An 18,307-nucleotide genomic window follows, 5' to 3' on the forward strand; every position below is an offset into this window, starting at 1 on the left:
CTTACTCGTCGATGCCGCCGGAAACCGGCTGGCGTGGCGACGTGGCTTCAATGCCGTCGTCGCGTGACGGGGCGGCGGCGGTCGGCGCCGGTTCGCTAGCGGGACGGGGTTTATGCGGGACGCCGGATTTACGCGACGTGGAATTCTTTGCGGCGGCGGACGCGGAGGCCGGCGTGACGCCCGTGGCGGAAGCGGCCGACGGTTTCGCGGTGGCCGTCTTCGTTTTCGTTCCGGCCGGCGATGGCGCGACGACCGCCGGAGCCGACGTCGCCGCTGGCGCGGACGCCGCCTCCGCCGCGGATGCGGCCGCTGCCGCGGAAGCCGCCGCTGCCGCCGAAGCCGCGCCGGGAATCGGCAACGCGGTGAAGCCCGCTGCGACCTTCACCGGCTGCACGGTTTCCGCCGGCGCCGGCGCGTCGCCGACTTCCGGTGCGGAAGCGTCCTGAGTTGCCGAGGCCGCCGCTTCGATCGCCGCCGCTTGAGCGCCCGGCTTGTTCTTGCCGACGAGGTAGTAATCGAGCACCTTGCGCGCAATCGGGCCGGCGGATTCTGCACCCCAGCCGCCATTTTCGACGATGAGCGCGAGCGCGATCCTGGGATTTTCGACCGGCGCGAAGGCGATGAAGAGCGCGTGGTCGCGCAGATGTTCGGCGACCGCGTGACCCTTGTAGTTCGCACCCTGCAGGGAGTAGACCTGCGCCGTACCGGTCTTGCCGGCCGCCTGGTACTGCGCGCCGATGAACAGTTTCGACGCCGTGCCGTTGGTCACGACGCCTTCCATCGCGTGCTTGATGAAGTCGATGTCCGACTGCTTCACGGCGATCTTGTCGCTCGGATCGCGTACGACGGCGCGCGTGTCTTTCGTGATCGGATTCTCGATGTCGCGCACGAGGTGCGGCTTCATCACGACGCCGTTGTTGGCGAGCGTCGCCGTAGCGTGCGCCAATTGAAGAATGGTGAACGAGTTGTAGCCCTGGCCGATGCCGAGGCTGATCGTTTCGCCTTCATACCAGCGCTGCTGCTCGGGCTTTTTATACGCCTTGCGCTTCCATTCCGTCGACGGCAGGATGCCGCGCGCCTCGCCCGAAATGTCGATGCCGGTGATCTGGCCGAAACCCCACGGTTTCATGAAGTTGGCGATGTTGTTCACGCCGAGATCGTGCGCGAGCATGTAGAAATACGTGTCGTTCGACACCACGATCGCGCGGTTCATGTCGACCCAACCCTGACCCGAGCGCACGTCGTTGCGGAACGTGTGGCCACCGAACGTGTATGAGCCCGGATCCTGGAAGCCCCAGCCCGGCGTGCGTTTGTGCAGCGTCAGCGCGGCGAGGGCCATGAACGGCTTGTAGGTCGAGCCCGGCGGATAGGTGCCGTGCAACGGACGGTTCAGCAACGGGTGGTCCGGCGAGTTGTTGAGGTCGTCCCAGGTCTGCTGGTCGATACCGTCGACGAACGAATTCGGGTCGAAGCTCGGTGCCGACACGAAGGCGAGCACGTCGCCGGTGGCCGGTTCGATCGCGACCAACGCGCCGCGGCGGCCCGCGAATGCCTGCTCGGCGACCTGCTGTAAACCGATATCGAGCGACAAAACCAGGTTGTTGCCGGGCGTCGCCTGTGTGCGCGACAAGGTGCGCACCGGGCGGCCGCCTGCCGTCACTTCCACTTCTTCGAAACCGGTCTGGCCGTGCAACTCGGTCTCATAACTCTGCTCGACGCCGATCTTGCCGATATAGTCCGTGCCTTTGTAGTTGTTCGCGTCCAGACGCGGATCGTAGTGGTCCGGGTCGCTGTCGTTCTGGTCGCTGGCGTCGTCGATGCGGTCCTGATCGCGCTGCGAAATCCGCCCGATGTAGCCGATCACGTGTGCCGCAGTCGGCCCGAGCGGATATTGGCGGAACAGGCGCGCGCGCACTTCCACGCCGGGGAAACGGAAGCGCTGTGCGGTGAAGCGCGCGACTTCGTCGTCGGTCAGACGGGTGCGGATCGGCAGGCTCTCGAAGTTTTTCGAGTCTTCCTGCAGCTTCTTGAAGCGACGGCGGTCGCGAGCGTCGATCGACACCACCGTGGCCAGGCTGTCGATCACGTTTTCGAGCGAGTCGTTCAGCTTCGAGGGCGTGATTTCCAGCGTGTAGGCCGAGTAGTTCTTGGCCAGCACCACGCCGTTACGGTCCGTAATGATGCCGCGGTTCGGCACGATCGGCGCGACGGAAATGCGGTTTTCATCGGCCTGCAGCGAGTATTTGCTGTAGTGCCACACCTGCAGATACAGGAAACGGAAGCCGATCAGCCCGAAACAGACGAACACGAACAGGCCCGCCGCCGCGACGCGCAGGCGGAACTTCGTGAGCTGTTGCTGAGTGTCCTTGAATTCGGTCATGCGATTCTGCAAAAGGCCGGCTGACGGCCATCATGAGTGTGCGCCTAAACCGGCCGGAACCGGGAGGCATGAGGAGCGTTGCGCATCGCGCGGGCCGACGGCGCGGGTTCCATTCCGTCGGAACCGCCGGCAGGCTCGGTGCGGATCAAATCGGCCGCGTATCGTCAGGATCGGCCGGGCGCCGCTGCGGCATCAACAGGAGCACGCTGGCGATCGGCCACAGCGCGGCTTCGACGAAACCGTCGATCAGATAACCCCAGCCCGGAAACGCCGCGCCCGTCAGCAGGCGGGTCACGAACGGGACCAGTTGCGCGACGACGAGCAGCGGCATAACCGCGAAGGTCTGCACGCCGAGCGACATCCACAGCACCCGGCGATGAATCGTGATCGCGCCATACGACAACAACGTGTAGGCCAGTGCGTGCTCGCCGAGCAGGCTGGCGTTATGCACGTCCATCAACAAACCGAGCGAAAACGCGATGCCCATGCCGACTTTGCGCGGCTGGTGCACGTTCCAGAAGAGCAGCACGAGCGCGACGAAGTCGGGCACGCCGGCGAGGCGTCCCCACGGCATCAGATTCAGCAGGAACGCCGCGGCGAGGCTGAACGAAATGAAGTACGGATTGACCGGCTGCAGGATGTATTGCGGACGGTTCATGGTTGTGCCCCCGGCGTGGCTTGCGGCTTCGCGGTCTTGTCGGCGGCCGGTTTTTTCTCGGTGGCGGATTTTTTCTCCGCAGCCGTCGTCGTCGCTGGCTTGGCGGGCGCTTTGTCGGCGGTTTTGCCCGTGGTCGGTTTTTGGACCGCAGCGGGTTTCTCGGCTGCGGGCTTTTCACCCGGCTTAACCGGGGCTTTATCCGCCGCAGCCTTGGCGTCAGGCGCTTTGCCGCCCTTTTTCGCTTTGGCTTCTTTTGCTACCGTCGCGGCATCGGGCTCTTCGGGCGGGCGCGGCGGCACATTGTTCACGTAGTGCAGCACCAGCAACTGACGCGCGCCGCGCACCGGTGCGATCGGCAGGCAGATCACGCGGGCGAAGGCCGTGTCGGCTTGCTTGTCGACCCGCACGACTTTGGCGACCGGCAGCCCCGGCGGATACACGCCGTCGAGTCCGCTCGTGACGAGTTCGTCGCCGGTTTGCACGTCGGCGCTGATCGGCACGAAGCGCAGATCGAGCGTGTCGCCTTTCGGCGTACCGTAAATCACGCTACGCAAACCGGTTCGCACGATCTGCACGGGCACGGCCTGATCTTTGTCGGTGAGCAACGTTACTTCGGCCTGCAGCGGGAACACACGCGTCACCTGGCCAATCACGCCGTCTTCGTTGACGACCGGTGAACCGTTCTGGATGCCCTGCTGCGCGCCACGGCCGATCACGACCTTCTGTGTGAACGGATCGCGCGTGTCGTACTGGATTTCGGCGGGCAGCGATTCGGTGGTCGAGCGCTGCGAGAGTTGCAGCAGCGCGCGCAAATGGGCGTTTTCCGCAGCCAGCCCAGCGGCCGTATTGGCCTGCTGCGAAAGCTGCAGGTCTTTGGTACGCAACTTGTCGTTTTCGCTACGCAGCGTGGCGCTGGTCACGGCCAGATCGGCGGCGCCCATGAAGATGTCGCGCGGCACGAGCGCCGCGCGTTGCAACGGATAAAGACCCGCGCCGAGCACGCCGCGAACGATTTCGAGCGTTTTGAAGCGTGCGTCGGAGATCAGCAGGGCCAGCGCCAGCAAGACAAAAAACACCAGTCGGGCGAGGGCGGAAGGGCCTTGCTTGAACAGGGGCGGCGGACTGTATTCCATGGTCGGCGCCGGGGGCGTGAGCGGTTGGGTGAGACGGCGGCGCGCGAGGAACGCGCGCTCAGCGTGCGGCGGCTGGTTGGCCCAGCCAATGGCAAACCGGCCCGCAAGGGGCCGTGTGCCAGATCCGCGCTACTGACATGGAGACGGGGCTCGCTTACTCGTACGAGAAGATGCTGCCCAGCTTGTCCATGCGTTCGAGCGCCATGCCCGAACCGCGCACAACGCAGGTCAGCGGGTCTTCGGCGACGAGCACCGGCAAGCCGGTTTCTTCGGCGAGCAGGCGGTCCAGATCGCGCAGCAGTGCGCCACCGCCGGTGAGCATCATGCCGCGCTCGGCGATGTCCGCGCCCAGTTCCGGCGGGGTTTGTTCGAGCGCGATCTTCACCGACGACACGATCTGGTTCAGCGGATCGGTGAGGGCTTCGAGAATTTCGTTGCTGGAGATGGTGAAGCTGCGCGGAATGCCTTCCGACAGATTGCGACCCTTCACTTCCATTTCCTTGACTTCGGAACCCGGGAAGGCGGAGCCGATTTCCTTCTTGATGGCTTCGGCGGTTTGCTCGCCGATCAGCATGCCGTAGTTGCGGCGGATGTAGTTGACGATCGCTTCGTCGAACTTGTCGCCACCAACCCGCACCGAGCCCTTATACACGATGCCGCCCAGCGAGATCACGCCGACTTCGGTCGTGCCGCCGCCGATGTCGACGACCATCGAGCCCGTGGCTTCCGACACCGGCAGGCCGGCACCGATGGCCGCAGCCATGGGTTCTTCAATGAGATAGACCTGCGAAGCGCCCGCACCGTGCGCGGCTTCCTTGATGGCGCGACGTTCGACCTGGGTCGAACCGCACGGCACGCAGATGATGATGCGCGGCGACGGCGAGAACATGCGCGATTCGTGAGCTGTCTTGATGAACTGCTTGATCATCTGCTCGGTGACGGTGAAGTCGGCGATCACGCCGTCTTTCATCGGGCGGATCGCCTCGATGTTGCCCGGCACCTTGCCAAGCATCTGCTTGGCTTCCTTGCCGACTGCCTGAATGGTTTTCTTGCCGTTGGGACCGCCTTCCTGGCGGATCGAAACCACCGACGGTTCATCGAGAACGATTCCCTTGCCACGCATGTAGATGAGCGTGTTGGCTGTGCCGAGGTCAATCGCCAGATCGTTGGAGAAGTAGCTGCGCAAAAAACCGAACATTCAAAATCCTGTCTCGCTTGGGGCCGGGCCTCGCAATGTATGCGCAGGGCGGCAGCGGAAAAAATAACAGCCTCAGCCGGGCGGAAACGGCGCCACTGGAACTTGAAGCTGCGAGGGAGTCTACCGGAGGCCGTTGCAAGGCCAAGTCAGAAAATCCGAACGATCTTTGGAAATTGTTCGAAAGGCCTTGGTAAGTCGGTCCGGGTTTGGGTCGAACGCGTAATGATACCTTATAATTTTGGTTGTTTTGAAGGAAACAGGTGGCACTTTTTGCCTCCGCTGACCCCTTTTTCGAGGTCTTCCTCCAGCGTCGCAACCCACTGTCGCAGCATCGTTTTTTTCCCGCTGCGGCGGTCCACCACATTTTCCGGTGATCGCATGGCCCTGACCCTGACCGATGTTAAACGCATCGCGCACCTCGCGCGACTCGAACTGGCCGACGCCGACGCAGAGCACACGCTGGTTCAGCTCAATGATTTTTTCGGCCTTGTCGAACAGATGCAGGCGGTCGATACCACTGGCATCGCTCCACTGGCCCACCCGATCGAGCAGATCGAAGACGTCGCGCTGCGCCTGCGCGACGACGCGGTAAGCGAAACGGTCGATCGCGAAGCTTTCCAGCGCCCGGCGCCGGCTGTGCAAGACGGCCTGTACCTCGTGCCGAAGGTGATCGAGTAAGACCCGCGCTGCCGCGCTCTTCAGGATAAAACGCAATGCATGAAAAAAGTCTGACCGAACTGCGTGCCGCACTGGCGGCCAAGGAATGCTCCGCAGTCGAACTGGCGCAGCTCTATCTCAAGCGGATCGACGCCGCCAATAGCCTGAACGCGTTCATCCAGGTCGACCCCGATCTGACGCTCGCGCAGGCGAAAGCCGCCGACGCGCTGCTGCACACCGGTCACGCCGGCCCGCTGGTCGGCGTGCCGATCGCGCACAAAGACGTGTTCGTCACCAAGGGCTGGCGCTCTACCGCCGGATCGAAGATGCTGTCGAACTACGAAAGCCCGTTCGACGCAACCGTGGTCGCGCGTCTGCAGAACGCCGGCATGGTCTGCGTGGGCAAGACCAATATGGACGAGTTCGCGATGGGCTCGTCCAACGAGAATTCGTACTTTGGTCCCGTGCAGAATCCGTGGGACATTAAAGCGGTGCCCGGCGGTTCGTCGGGCGGTTCGGCAGCGGCCGTGGCGGCGCGTCTCGCGCCTGCTGCAACCGGCACGGACACCGGCGGTTCGATCCGTCAGCCGGCATCGTTCTCGGGCATCACCGGTATCAAGCCGACCTACGGTCGCGTTTCGCGTTACGGCATGATCGCGTTCGCGTCGTCGCTGGATCAGGGCGGTCCGATGGCACAAAGCGCCGCCGATTGCGCCGCGCTGCTCAACGCCATGGCCGGCTTCGACGAGCGCGACTCGACCAGCCTCGTGCGCGACGACGAAGACTACACGCGCTACCTCGGCAAGTCGTGGAAAGAAGGCGACGCCGGCAAGCCGCTCGCCGGTTTGCGCATCGGCCTGCCGAAAGAGTATTTCGGCGCGGGTCTCGCCGACGACGTGCGTGCCTCGATCGACGCCGCGCTCAAGCAATACGAAGCGCTCGGCGCCACGCTGGTCGACGTCTCGCTGCCGAAAACCGAACTGTCGATCCCGGTGTACTACGTGATCGCGCCGGCGGAAGCGTCGTCGAACCTGTCGCGTTTCGACGGCGTGCGCTTCGGTCATCGCGCCGCTGAATACCGCGATCTGCTCGACATGTACAAGAAGTCGCGGGCCGAAGGTTTTGGCCCGGAAGTGAAGCGCCGCATTCTGGTCGGCGCGTACGTGCTGTCGCATGGTTACTACGACGCGTACTACCTGCAGGCGCAAAAAATTCGCCGCATCATCGCGCAAGACTTCCAGGAAGCGTTCAAGCAGTGCGACGTGATCATGGGGCCCGTTGCGCCGTCGGTGGCGTGGGACCTCGGGGCGAAGGGCGACGATCCGGTACAGATGTATCTGGCCGACATCTACACGCTGTCGGTGAGCCTCGCCGGTTTGCCGGGCATGAGCGTGCCGTGCGGCTTCGGCGCGGGCGCGAATGCGCAGCGCCCGGTGGGTTTGCAGATCATCGGCAACTATTTCAATGAAGCCCGGATGCTCCAGGTGGCCGACGCGTTCCAACGCGCGACCGACTGGCATCGCAAAGCACCGGCGGGAGTGTGAGCACCATGGCCAAGCAATGGGAAGTCGTGATCGGTCTGGAGACCCACGCGCAACTGTCGACGCAGTCGAAGATTTTCTCGGGCGCCGCCACGCAATTCGGCGCGGCGCCGAACACGCAAGCCTGCCCCGTCGATCTGGCGTTGCCGGGCAGCTTGCCGGTGATGAACCGTGGCGCGGTCGAACGTGCGATCCAGTTCGGTCTCGCGATCGGCGCGACGGTTGCGTCGCGCAGCATCTTCGCGCGCAAGAATTATTTCTACCCCGATCTGCCGAAGGGCTATCAGATCAGCCAGTTCGAAATCCCCGTGGTGCAGGGCGGCCAGGTGACGATTCAGGTGCCGGCCAACGAAAAGGCGGGGAAGGAAGCGTACGAGAAGGTCGTCAACCTGACGCGCGCTCACCTTGAGGAAGACGCGGGCAAGTCGCTGCACGAAGACTTCGCGGGCATGACGGGCATCGACCTGAATCGCGCCGGCACGCCGTTGCTCGAAATCGTCACCGAGCCGGAAATGCGCAGTGCGGCTGAAGCGGTTGCCTACGCGAAGACGCTGCATACGCTCGTCACATGGCTCGGCATCTGCGACGGCAACATGCAGGAAGGCTCCTTCCGTTGCGACGCAAACGTCTCGGTGCGTCCGGTCGGTCAGGCGGAATTCGGCACGCGTGCCGAGATCAAAAACCTGAACTCGTTCCGCTTTCTCGAAGAAGCGATCCAGTACGAAGTGCGTCGTCAGATCGAGTTGATCGAAGACGGCGGCACGGTGGTGCAGGAAACGCGTCTGTACGATCCGGACAAGCGCGAAACGCGCTCCATGCGCAGCAAGGAAGACGCGCACGATTACCGCTATTTCCCCGATCCCGATCTGATGCCGCTCGTGATCGACGCGGCGTGGGTCGAGCGCGTGAAGAGCGAGATGACGGAACTGCCGGTGGCGATTCAGCAGCGCTTCGTCACGCAATACGGCTTGACGCCGTACGACGCGAACGTGCTGACGTCGAGCAAGGCGATGGCCGCGTATTACGAAGCGGTGGTCGTGAAAGTTGGCCCGGCCAACGCGAAGGTCGCGGCGAACTGGCTGATGGGCGAAGTGTCGTCGCAACTGAATCGCGAAGGTCTCGACATTGCCGATTGCCTGGTGTCGTCGGCGCAACTCGCCTTGTTGCTGCAACGTATCGCAGACGGCACGATCTCGAACAAGATCGCCAAGGAAATTTTCCTCGCGATCTGGGAAGAAAAAGCCACCGACGAAGCCGCCGCCGATCGCATCATCGAAGCGAAGGGTCTCAAGCAGATTTCGGATACCGGCGCGCTGGAAGCGATCATCGACGAAGTGCTGGCTGCCAATGCGAAGTCGGTCGAAGAATTCCGCGCCGGCAAGGAGAAGGCTTTCAACGCACTGATCGGTCAGGCGATGAAGGCGACCAAGGGCAAAGCCAATCCAGCGCAGGTGAACGAACTGCTGAAGAAGAAGCTGTCCTGAGTCGAGTGAGCAAGGTTCGAGCGCGCGCGCTCGAGCCAACGCGGGCTGTTGCCGGAGCGAAAGTGGGGCAACGGCCCGTTTTATTTGGCGGGCTCGTTTTAACGCAGATCAGGGAGTATGTGGATGGCGAAGCAACCCGAACTCGACGATTTCCGCGTGCCGTATTTCGACGAGGGCAAGAAGAACGACAAGTTCTCGCTCGACGATTTCGATCCGTCCGCAAAGCCGTTTTCCACCGGCTCGAAAGATTCCGACAAGGCGCGCCTGTCGGAGATCGGCGATAAGCTCGACACGCAACAGGAGTGTTTGCACGCCCAGCGCGAGCGTCGGGTGCTGCTGGTATTGCAGGGTATGGACACGAGCGGCAAGGACGGCACGATCCGCGCAGTGTTCCATGAGGTCGATCCGCTCGGCTTGCGCATCGTGCCCTTCAAGGCGCCGACGCCAGTCGAGCTCGCGCACGATTTTCTGTGGCGCGTGCATTCGCAAGCGCCTGCTGCCGGCGAATTAACGATCTTCAATCGCAGCCACTACGAAGATCTGCTGGTGCCGACCGTGCTCGGCGCTCTGGACGCGAAGGCGTTCGAGCAACGTTGCTGCCACATTCGCCAATTCGAAGAACTGCTCGCGGATAGCGGCACGACGATCATCAAGTGCATGCTGCATATTTCGAAAGACGAGCAGCGCGCGCGCCTGCAGGCGCGCATCGACGATCCGAGCAAGCACTGGAAATTCGACGTCGCCGATCTCGAAGCGCGCAAGCAGTGGGACAAATATCAGTCGGCGTATCGCGACGCGCTCGCTGCGACATCGACCGATTACGCGCCCTGGTACGTAATTCCAGCCGATTCGAAGACGCATCGCAACGTGATGGTCGCGGAGTTGTTGTTGCGGACGTTCGCAGCGCTGAAGCTCGAATATCCGCCCGCGAAAGAATCGCTGAAAGGCATCAAGGTCGAGTGATCTCGATGCCCTTCGCTCAGACAACGAATCGAACATAAAAGGAACGACATGTTGCGTGTGATTACCGCCAACCTGAACGGCATTCGCTCAGCGGCAAAGAAGGGTTTCTTCGACTGGTTCGGCGAACAGAAAGCCGACGTGCTGTGCGTGCAGGAAATCAAATGCTCGCAAGACGACATGACGCCGGAGTTCATGGCGCCGCACAATTTCACCGGCTATTTTCAGCATGCGGTGAAGAAGGGCTATAGCGGCGCGGGCGTCTACACGCGTCACGAGCCGGATGAGGTAATCATCGGTTTCGGTAGCGAGGAATTCGATCCGGAAGGGCGCTATGTCGAGTTGCGCTTCGGCGAGCTCTCGGTGATTTCGGTATATGTGCCCTCGGGCTCGAGCGGCGAAGAGCGTCAGCAGGCCAAATTCCGCTTTATGGCCGAGTTCATGCCGCATCTCGCCGAACTCGCGAAAGAACGCGAAGTGATCGTGTGCGGTGACGTGAACATCGTGCACAAGGAAATCGACATCAAGAACTGGAAGAGCAACCAGAAGAACTCGGGTTGCTTGCCGGAAGAGCGTGCCTGGCTCGACACGCTATTCGACGACGTGGGCTACGTCGACGTGTTCCGCACGCTCGATCAGCGGCCGGAACAGTACACGTGGTGGAGCAATCGCGGTCAGGCGTACGCGAAGAACGTCGGGTGGCGGATCGATTATCAGATCGCGACGCCGGGTATCGCGAGCAAGGCGAAACGCACCGACGTGTTCCGCGATATCAAGTTCAGCGATCACGCGCCGCTGACCATCGATTACGACCACAAGGTCAAGAAGTAAGCGGCTTCTGCAGCGTGTTGCGAGTACGTCTTAATCGCGAGGCGTCTTGCGGCGCGGGCGGCCCATGCCGGCGTAGTCCGGCAGCGAATCCACGCTCTTGCCGATCGCCTTGGCATAGAGCGGCAGCATATCCGGCAAGCGCTTGATGATGTCCTGACGGCGCTCCGCGTTATACGGATGGACGTAGATGAAGCCCTGGTCGCGGTTGCTGTGGGTCGCCTGCGCGAGTTTGTCCCACAGCGTGACCGCCGCGCGCGGGTCGTAACCGGCGCGCGAGGCAATATCGCTGCCGATTACGTCGGCTTCGGTTTCGTCGGTGTTCTCGTATTTCATTTCCAGCAGACGCGAGCCGATGCCGAGCGGGGCCGCGCCCAGGTCGGCGAGTCCGAATAGCTGGGGAATCGTGCCGGACGAATCGAGCTGGCTCGCCTGCAACTGGCCCAGACGTTCGCGTGCATGCTCGCGCAAAGCATGGGCGATCTCGTGCCCGATCAGCATGCCCAGTTCGTTGTCGTTCAGATGCGCCCGGTCGAGCAGCCCGCCATAGACGACGATCTTGCCGCCCGGCAGACAGTACATGCGGATGTCGGGCGACTTCACCACCGCCACTTCCCACTTCCAGTTCCTGGCCCGCTCGTTCCATTTCAACGAGTACGGGATCAGCTTGTCGACGATCGTGCGCACGCGCGTGACGTGCGCGTCGGTGTCGGCATACAGACGGTCCGCGTGTTGTGCGCCGTAGACGATCTGGCTGAACTCTTCGGCGGCTTGCGCCTCGAGCATCGGTGAAGGGATCAGGTTGCGGAACACGAGGTAGCCGCCGAAACGCAACTGCGGGTTCGGGCTGTACGACGCGTTGGGTACGGCGGGCATCGCCGGCGCGGCAGGCGCTTTGGCGGATGCGTTCGGCGATGAAGTTGCAGCGGGCGTTCTGGCGGTGACTGGAGCAGGCGGTGCTGGCGTCGCTGAAGTCGGTGCGGCCGCCGCAGGTGCGTTGCCGTTGCTCGGCGCGCTACCCGCGCTGTTCGCGCTTTGCGCCGCCGAGGTCGCGTTTTCCGGGCTCGTTGAAGTCGCGGTGGACTTTGCCGCTGGGGCTGTCGTGGTCGCCGCCGTCGCAGGCGCTGCTGCCGCCGCACTGTTGGCAACAGCGGGCATGGCGGTCGCGTAAGCATCGAGCGGCACGGCAAGCGCCACGCTCGCGCAGCCGAACATCCAGACTGCGTGCAGTGCCACGCGGCTCGTCCTGAGCGAACCACGCCGGGCTTTAGCTTTAAGCGAGCCCGGCGCGAGCTTCTTGAACAGCGACGTCACGACCGCGTCCTCCACGGTGCGATGCGCAGCAGAAGCAGCATGCCGGGCAACGCCAACGCGGTACATACGAGGAAGTATTCAAACCAGCCGATCTGTGCGACCACATAGCCGCTGGCGGCAGACGCCAGCGTACGCGGCACCGAAGCAAGACTCGTGAACAGCGCGAACTGCGTCGCGGTGTAGCGCGGGTCGGTCGTGCTGGCGATATAGGCGGTGAACGCGGCCATCGTCAGACCGGTGGCAAAGGTTTCCAAACCGTAGACAAGTGCCAGCGCCACAGAACGTGGCTCCAACTGCACGGCCCAATCGATGCCGACCAGCGCGAGCAACTTCGTCGTGCCCTGGCTGATTCCGACGGCGATGTCGTAGATCGCGGCGAGCCCCGGCGATGCCGGCCCGAGATGCGCAAGCCACGCGAAGCCGAGCGTCGAGACCATCTGCAGGATGCCGAAGATCCACAGGCCGCGGCCAATGCCGATCTTCATCAGCCAGATGCCGCCGACGATACCGCCCGCCAGACTCGCCCCGAACGCAGTGGTCTTGGCGATCACACCGATCTGGGTGCGTGAAAAACCGATATCGAGGAAGAACGACGTGGACAGCGTGGTCGCCATCGTGTCGCCGAGTTTGTAGAGAAAGATGAAGCCGAGCACGAACAGCGCGCCGCGCCAGCCGTCACGCTGAATGAATTCGCGGAAAGGCTGAGTGATCGCCTCGCGTAGATTCTTCGGCGGTGTGCCGTGCACTTCAGGCTCACGCACTACCAGCGTCATCACCATGCCCGGCAGCATGAATGCAGCTGTCACGATGAACACGGTGCTCCACGGCAAATGGTCGGACAGAATCAACGCGAGCGAGCCGGGCACTAGCGCCGCGATCTTGTAAGCGTTCACATGCACTGCATTGCCGAGGCCTTGCTGCGTATCGCTCAGCAGTTCACGCCGGTAGGCGTCGATCACGATGTCCTGGCTCGCGCCGAAAAACGCGACCAGCGCCGTCAACGCGGCCACCGTCCAGATCGATTCGCGTGGCGAAACGAAGCCGAGCGTCGCGATCGCTCCCGCCACCAGAATCTGCGTGACCAGCATCCAGCCGCGCCGTCTGCCCGGACGCCAGCCCGGAAAACGCGGGACGTAGCGGTCCATCAACGGCGCCCAGACGAATTTCCAGGTGTAGGGGAACTGGATCAGCGCAAAAAGGCCGATTTCCTTCAGATTGACGCCTTCGGAGCGTAGCCACGCCTGCACCAGATAGACGAGCGTGAACAGCGGCAATCCCGACGTGAAGCCGAGAAAGACGCAGATCAGCATGCGCGTATTCAGGAACGCGCGCCAGCCGGGATGTTCTTCGTGAGCGGAAAGTGCAGGCGCCTCGTGCGGCGGGTTCGACATGTGGATAACTTGCGTTAGCTTTTCTTGACGCGATAGACCGCAAGACTACCACGCCAGTTCACGCCCCACCGCACCACCTGACCTTCGTGGAGCACGACGCGGTCGAGAATCTCGATGCCGACTTCCGGCGCCAGCGCCTCGAAATCCTCGATCGTCAGCACCCGCACGTTCGGCGTGTTGTGCCACTGATAAGGCAGCGACTTCGACACCGGCATACGCCCTTGCAGCACGGACAGACGGTGTGCCCAGTAGCCGAAGTTCGGGAACGACACGATGCATTCCTTGCCGACCCGGACCGTCTCACGCAGGATCGCGGCCGTCTGATGAATGGTTTGCAGCGTCTGCGAAAGGATGGCGAAATCGAAGCTGCCGTCTTCGAAAAGGCGCAGGCCGTCTTCCAGATTCTGCTGGATCACGTTGACGCCGTTTTGCGTCGACGCCAGCACGCCCGCGTCGTTGATTTCGATGCCGTAGCCCTGCACGTCCAGCTCTTCGGTGAGGAGCGAGAGCAGCGAGCCGTCGCCGCAGCCCAGATCGAGCACGGTGGCGCGCGGTTCGACCCAGCGGGCGATTGCGCGGAAGTCCGGGCGCAGCGCCAAATAGTCCAGTGCACGCTGGTTCATGCGTTCACCTCCTTCGCAATACGTTCGTAGTAGGCGCGCATCACGTTGTGATAGCGCGCGTCGTCGAGCAGGAAGGCGTCGTGGCCGTGCGGCGCGTCGATTTCCGCGTAGGTGACCGTGCGCTTGTGGTCGAGCAGCGCCTTCACCAGTTCGCGCGAACGGGCCGGCGCGAAACGCCAGTCGGTCGTGAAACTCGCGATCAGATATTTCGCCGTGGTGTGCGCGACCGCCGCTGTCAGATCGCCGTCGAAGGCCTTGGCCGGATCGAAGTAGTCGAGCGCGCGGGTGATCAGCAGGTACGTGTTCGCGTCGAAGTAGTCGGCGAACTTGTCGCCTTGATAGCGCAGGTACGACTCCACTTCGAACTCGACGTCGAAGTTGAAGTTGTAGGCATCCACGGCGCCTTCCGCGCGCCGCAGCGAACGGCCGAATTTCTCGGCCATATCGTCGTCCGACAGATACGTGATGTGGCCGATCATGCGCGCGACGCGCAGGCCGCGTTTCGGCTTCACGTCGTGCGCGTAGTAGTTGCCGCCGTGGAAGTCGGGGTCCGAGAGAATCGCCGAGCGGGCCACCTCGTTGAACGCGATGTTCTGCGCCGACAACTTGGGCGTGGACGCGACCACGATGCAATGTGCGACGCGCTCCGGGTACATCGTGCTCCACGCGAGCGCCTGCATGCCGCCGAGGCTGCCGCCCATCACCGCGGCGAAACGGGTGATGCCGAATTCGTCGGCGACGCGCGCCTGGGCGTTGACCCAGTCTTCTACCGTGACGACGGGGAACGCCGCGCCGTAGGGTTTGCCGGTTGACGGATCGAGGCTCATCGGCCCGGTCGAGCCGAAGCACGATCCCAGGTTGTTGACGCCGATCACGAAGAACTTGTTGGTGTCGAGCGGTTTGCCCGGACCCACCATGTTGTCCCACCAGCCGACGTCTTTCGGGTTGTCCGCGTACACGCCCGCCACGTGATGCGAAGCGTTGAGCGCATGACACACCAGCACCGCATTGCTACGCGCGGCGTTGAGCGTGCCGTAGGTTTCGACCATCAGGTCGTAACCAGCGAGCGAGCTGCCGTTCTGCAATTGCAGCGGCTCGGTGAAATGCATGCTTTGGGGAGCGACGATACCGATCGATTCCATTCATTCCGCCATTTAACAAAAACAGGGCGGCTAGATGGCGTCGGCAAGGCACGGAGGAAAGACTGTGTGCGCGGCTGACGACCTCTTTAGCCGCATTTGTAGTGAACCGCGGGACATATTCCCTACGGCTCGCGCGCCCGCAATCGAGTCAGCAAATCGGCGCGTGATGATGGTTCGATTGCGGCGCCTCAGGTGCTCCGGGTGCTGCAATCAGGCGCAAAGTATAGCGGAAAATGTCGCGTGACAGCGTCGGGCGGGACAGGCCTGGGCGCATCGCGCTCGCACCGCCAGATGCACTCTTTGCCGCGTACTACTGAAGAATCAGCCTTAGTTGGGCGTCGGCGTGCTCGGCCGGCATGCGGGTAAAGCCGCTTCGAACATAGCGATGCCAGCGCCCGATGATGTAGCTCAGCAGCAAGCTCGCCCGGACGGCGGGATCGTAATGCTCGGGAATAGGCACCGGCGCTGAGCCCGCAGTCGCCGACCCATCGGCTTCCATCGCGCCCAATCGCAGACACTGCTTGAGCGATGCCTCGACCCGCTCCAGCATCTGGTTGACCCGTTCGGTCAGCCGCTCGTGCTCGCCGACTAACGCTTCGCAGGTCAGTACGCGGGTCATGCCGGGGTTTTTGGCGGCGAAGTTGAGCAGCATCAACGCAATCGCGCGAGCTTGCAGCACGCCGTTGCTTTCCTTGTCGGCGATCTGGTTGATCAGCCCGAAAATGGTCTGCTCGATGAACTCGATCAGCCCTTCGAACATTTGCGCCTTGCTGGCGAAATGGCGATAGAGCGCGGCCTCGGATACGCCGAGCCGGGCGGCGAGCGCCGCCGTGGTGATTTTTTCGCTTTTGGGCGCTTCCAGCATCGCGGCGAGCGTCTGGAGAATGTGCACGCGACGCTCGCCCGGTTTCAGGCGTTGCGCGCGTGGGGTAGGCGCGAGGTCGGGCTCGGCGGCTGAGGTGGCTTCGTGTTCGGCTAAGACCTGGTCAGGCTTGTCGATCGGCTGCATGGCTACCGTCCCGTCTGCTGTCCCTTCAATCGAACCGAGCGGGTGCCCAGTCTCAACGATTTTAACGAACGAATGCTCCGGTCGACATAGTGCGGGCGGCCCGTGCCCGGCAAGCGCGTCGGCACGCCGTCGGCGTGCGGCTTGCGCGGCAGATGACCGGTGATCCACACCGTGCGGATGCCGAGCCGCCGGTAGTTCTTCAGATGCGAGCGCGTGTCCTCCACGAGGATCACGTCTTTCAACGCGACGTGGGCGTCGCGCATCGCCTTACGCAGCATCGCATGATCGGGTTTGGCGCGCCAGAAGCGGCGGTCGCGCATGTGTTCGATAGCGATCACCTGTTCGAACAGCCGCTCGATGCGCAATTCCGCCAGCACCGCACGCGCATAGGCTTCGGGCGCGTTGGTCAGCACGATTTTGCGTCCCGGCAAGGCCGCGACGAGGCGCGCGACGCCGCGTTCGTGACGAATCATCGAGCCGAGGTCGGGGAACGTATGCACGACCTTCAGGAAGTCGTGTCCATCGAGCGGATGATGGCGCGTCAGACCGAGCAGCGCCGCGCCGTAGCGCTCCGTGTAGCCCCTGCGCAGGCGGTTGGCTTCGTCGATATCCACTTCAAGGGTGTCGACGATGTACTGCGTCATGCCCTGATTGATGGCCGGAAAGATCGCGTGCGAGGCCCGATGCAGCGTGTTGTCGAGATCGAATAGCCAGACCGGACTGCCGCCGGCGATATGCGGACGACGGCGTCGGGAAGTAGGAGTGCGCATGAGGAGGGGCGCCATTAGGCGCGAGCAGTCGCGTGACGCAGCGAACGCGAGCGGTTCGTGGTGCGGGCGGCGGTATGAGAGGGGAGAGCTTGCTGACGCGCCGTGGCGGCGCGTTGTCGGCCGCCGGGCGAGGCGGCCGTGTGACCGGACAACCGGACGGCATACACGGCGCCAGTGGGACGTGCCATGTATGCCGGGTGTGAGGCAGGAATCAATGCGAGCGGATCATCGTGCCGAACGGTTGTTCGGTGAGAATTTCCAGCAGCACCGAGTGCTCGATGCGGCCGTCGATGATGTGCACCGAGCGCACCCCGCTCTTGGCTGCGTCGAGCGCCGACGAAATTTTCGGCAGCATGCCGCCGGAGATCGTGCCGTCGGCGAACAGGCCGTCGATTTCGCGGGCCGACAGATCGGTGAGCAGATTGCCTTCTTTATCCATCACGCCGGGAATGTTGGTCATCATCACGAGCTTTTCGGCGTTCAGCACCACCGCCAGCTTGCCCGCGACCAGATCCGCGTTGATGTTGTACGACAGGCCGTCTTCGCCGAAACCGATCGGCGAGATCACCGGAATGAAGGCGTCGTCCTGCAGCGCTTTCACGACTGCCGGGTTGATCGCCTCGACTTCGCCCACCTGGCCGATGTCGACGTACTGGCCGGGATTGTCGCGATCCGGCATCAGCATCTTGCGTGCGTGGATCAGGCCGCCGTCTTTACCCGTGAGGCCGACCGCGTGGCCGCCGAAGTGGTTGATCAGCGTGACGATGTCTTGCTGCACTTCGCCGCCGAGCACCCATTCGACGACTTCCATCGTCTCTTCGTCGGTGACGCGCATGCCCTGAATGAACGTGCCCTGTTTGCCGATCTTTTTCAGCGCGTGATCGATTTGCGGACCGCCGCCGTGGACGATGACCGGATTGATACCGACCAGCTTCAGCAGGATCACGTCGCGCGCGAAGCCTTGCTTCAGGCGCTCTTCCGTCATGGCGTTGCCGCCGTATTTGATGACCACGGTCTTACCGTGATACTGGCGAATGTAGGGCAGCGCCTCGGCCAGGATTTCAGCCTTCAGGGTGGGCGCGATCTGCGAAAGGTCGGGAAGCTCGGACATGGCGGCAGGCTCAGGCACGGAACAGTTAAAACAGGGCGAATTGTACAGGACTGGCGCGCTGCAACAGGGTTTTCGATACCTGCGCGGGCGCTGGGCGCCACGGGCATT

16 protein-coding genes are annotated in these 18,307 nt (G+C 63.0%); 5 read left to right on the forward strand and 11 right to left on the reverse strand.

Annotated elements, in window-relative coordinates:
* Position 1: 1 nt before the first annotated feature.
* The 4 genes from mrdA to FQ705_RS20840 form a co-directional block, all read right to left on the reverse strand.
* Positions 2 to 2,380 carry a penicillin-binding protein 2 gene (gene mrdA, locus FQ705_RS20825; protein WP_144143931.1) on the reverse strand — a complete coding sequence of 793 codons (2,379 nt, stop codon included), beginning with the start codon at positions 2,378 to 2,380 and terminating at the stop codon, positions 2 to 4.
* Positions 2,381 to 2,525: 145 nt separating this feature from the next.
* Positions 2,526 to 3,038, reverse strand: coding sequence for a rod shape-determining protein MreD (mreD, locus tag FQ705_RS20830; RefSeq protein WP_144143932.1), 513 nt, complete (start codon positions 3,036 to 3,038; stop codon positions 2,526 to 2,528).
* Complete coding sequence (gene mreC, locus FQ705_RS20835; protein WP_144143933.1) at positions 3,035 to 4,171, reverse strand: rod shape-determining protein MreC; 1,137 nt, start codon at positions 4,169 to 4,171, stop codon at positions 3,035 to 3,037. Before mreC ends, mreD begins: the two co-directional genes overlap by 4 nt.
* 154 nt (positions 4,172 to 4,325) lie before the next feature.
* Complete coding sequence (locus FQ705_RS20840) at positions 4,326 to 5,369, reverse strand: rod shape-determining protein (RefSeq protein ID WP_004189550.1); 1,044 nt, start codon at positions 5,367 to 5,369, stop codon at positions 4,326 to 4,328.
* A 378-nt stretch (positions 5,370 to 5,747) separates the two neighbouring features.
* On the opposite strand from FQ705_RS20840, the gene gatC reads away from it, so the two are divergent.
* From gatC to FQ705_RS20865, 5 genes are all read left to right on the forward strand, one after another.
* A complete protein-coding gene (gatC, locus tag FQ705_RS20845; RefSeq protein ID WP_144144362.1) occupies positions 5,748 to 6,047 on the forward strand; it encodes an Asp-tRNA(Asn)/Glu-tRNA(Gln) amidotransferase subunit GatC in 300 nt (99 codons plus the stop codon).
* Positions 6,048 to 6,082: 35 nt separating this feature from the next.
* On the forward strand, positions 6,083 to 7,570 hold the full coding sequence (gene gatA / locus FQ705_RS20850; RefSeq protein ID WP_144143934.1) for an Asp-tRNA(Asn)/Glu-tRNA(Gln) amidotransferase subunit GatA: 1,488 nt from the start codon (positions 6,083 to 6,085) through the stop codon (positions 7,568 to 7,570).
* Between the two features lie 5 nt (positions 7,571 to 7,575).
* Positions 7,576 to 9,051, forward strand: a complete 1,476-nt coding sequence (gene gatB / locus FQ705_RS20855) for an Asp-tRNA(Asn)/Glu-tRNA(Gln) amidotransferase subunit GatB (RefSeq protein WP_144143935.1) — start codon at positions 7,576 to 7,578, stop codon at positions 9,049 to 9,051.
* 123 nt (positions 9,052 to 9,174) lie between these two features.
* The gene (locus tag FQ705_RS20860; protein ID WP_144143936.1) at positions 9,175 to 10,014 is read left to right on the forward strand and encodes a PPK2 family polyphosphate kinase; all 840 of its coding nucleotides are present in this window, start codon (positions 9,175 to 9,177) and stop codon (positions 10,012 to 10,014) included.
* A 48-nt stretch (positions 10,015 to 10,062) separates the two neighbouring features.
* Positions 10,063 to 10,842 (forward strand): exodeoxyribonuclease III, encoded by a 780-nt coding sequence (locus tag FQ705_RS20865; RefSeq protein ID WP_144143937.1) that lies wholly within the window; start codon positions 10,063 to 10,065, stop codon positions 10,840 to 10,842.
* A gap of 30 nt (positions 10,843 to 10,872) precedes the next feature.
* On the opposite strand, the gene FQ705_RS34155 is transcribed toward FQ705_RS20865, so the two are convergent.
* From FQ705_RS34155 to argB, 7 genes are all read right to left on the reverse strand, one after another.
* Positions 10,873 to 12,054, reverse strand: coding sequence for a M48 family metallopeptidase (locus FQ705_RS34155; RefSeq protein WP_409934727.1), 1,182 nt, complete (start codon positions 12,052 to 12,054; stop codon positions 10,873 to 10,875).
* A 95-nt stretch (positions 12,055 to 12,149) separates the two neighbouring features.
* The gene (locus FQ705_RS20875; protein WP_144143938.1) at positions 12,150 to 13,544 is read right to left on the reverse strand and encodes an AmpG family muropeptide MFS transporter; all 1,395 of its coding nucleotides are present in this window, start codon (positions 13,542 to 13,544) and stop codon (positions 12,150 to 12,152) included.
* Between the two features lie 14 nt (positions 13,545 to 13,558).
* Entirely contained in the window at positions 13,559 to 14,167 is a 609-nt protein-coding gene (gene metW / locus FQ705_RS20880; protein ID WP_144143939.1) for a methionine biosynthesis protein MetW, read from the reverse strand.
* Entirely contained in the window at positions 14,164 to 15,309 is a 1,146-nt protein-coding gene (locus FQ705_RS20885; protein ID WP_144143940.1) for a homoserine O-acetyltransferase, read from the reverse strand. The genes metW and FQ705_RS20885 overlap by 4 nt, the downstream gene beginning before the upstream one ends.
* A 310-nt stretch (positions 15,310 to 15,619) precedes the next feature.
* Entirely contained in the window at positions 15,620 to 16,318 is a 699-nt protein-coding gene (gene slmA, locus FQ705_RS20890) for a nucleoid occlusion factor SlmA (RefSeq protein WP_144143941.1), read from the reverse strand.
* A 2-nt stretch (positions 16,319 to 16,320) separates the two neighbouring features.
* A complete protein-coding gene (locus tag FQ705_RS20895) occupies positions 16,321 to 17,088 on the reverse strand; it encodes an HAD-IA family hydrolase (RefSeq protein ID WP_144143942.1) in 768 nt (255 codons plus the stop codon).
* Positions 17,089 to 17,299: 211 nt separating this feature from the next.
* Entirely contained in the window at positions 17,300 to 18,199 is a 900-nt protein-coding gene (gene argB, locus FQ705_RS20900) for an acetylglutamate kinase (RefSeq protein ID WP_144143943.1), read from the reverse strand.
* Positions 18,200 to 18,307: the final 108 nt, after the last annotated feature.

The sequence above is a fragment of the Paraburkholderia sp. BCC1884 genome (assembly GCF_900996225.1).
Classification (GTDB): Bacteria; Pseudomonadota; Gammaproteobacteria; order Burkholderiales; family Burkholderiaceae; genus Paraburkholderia.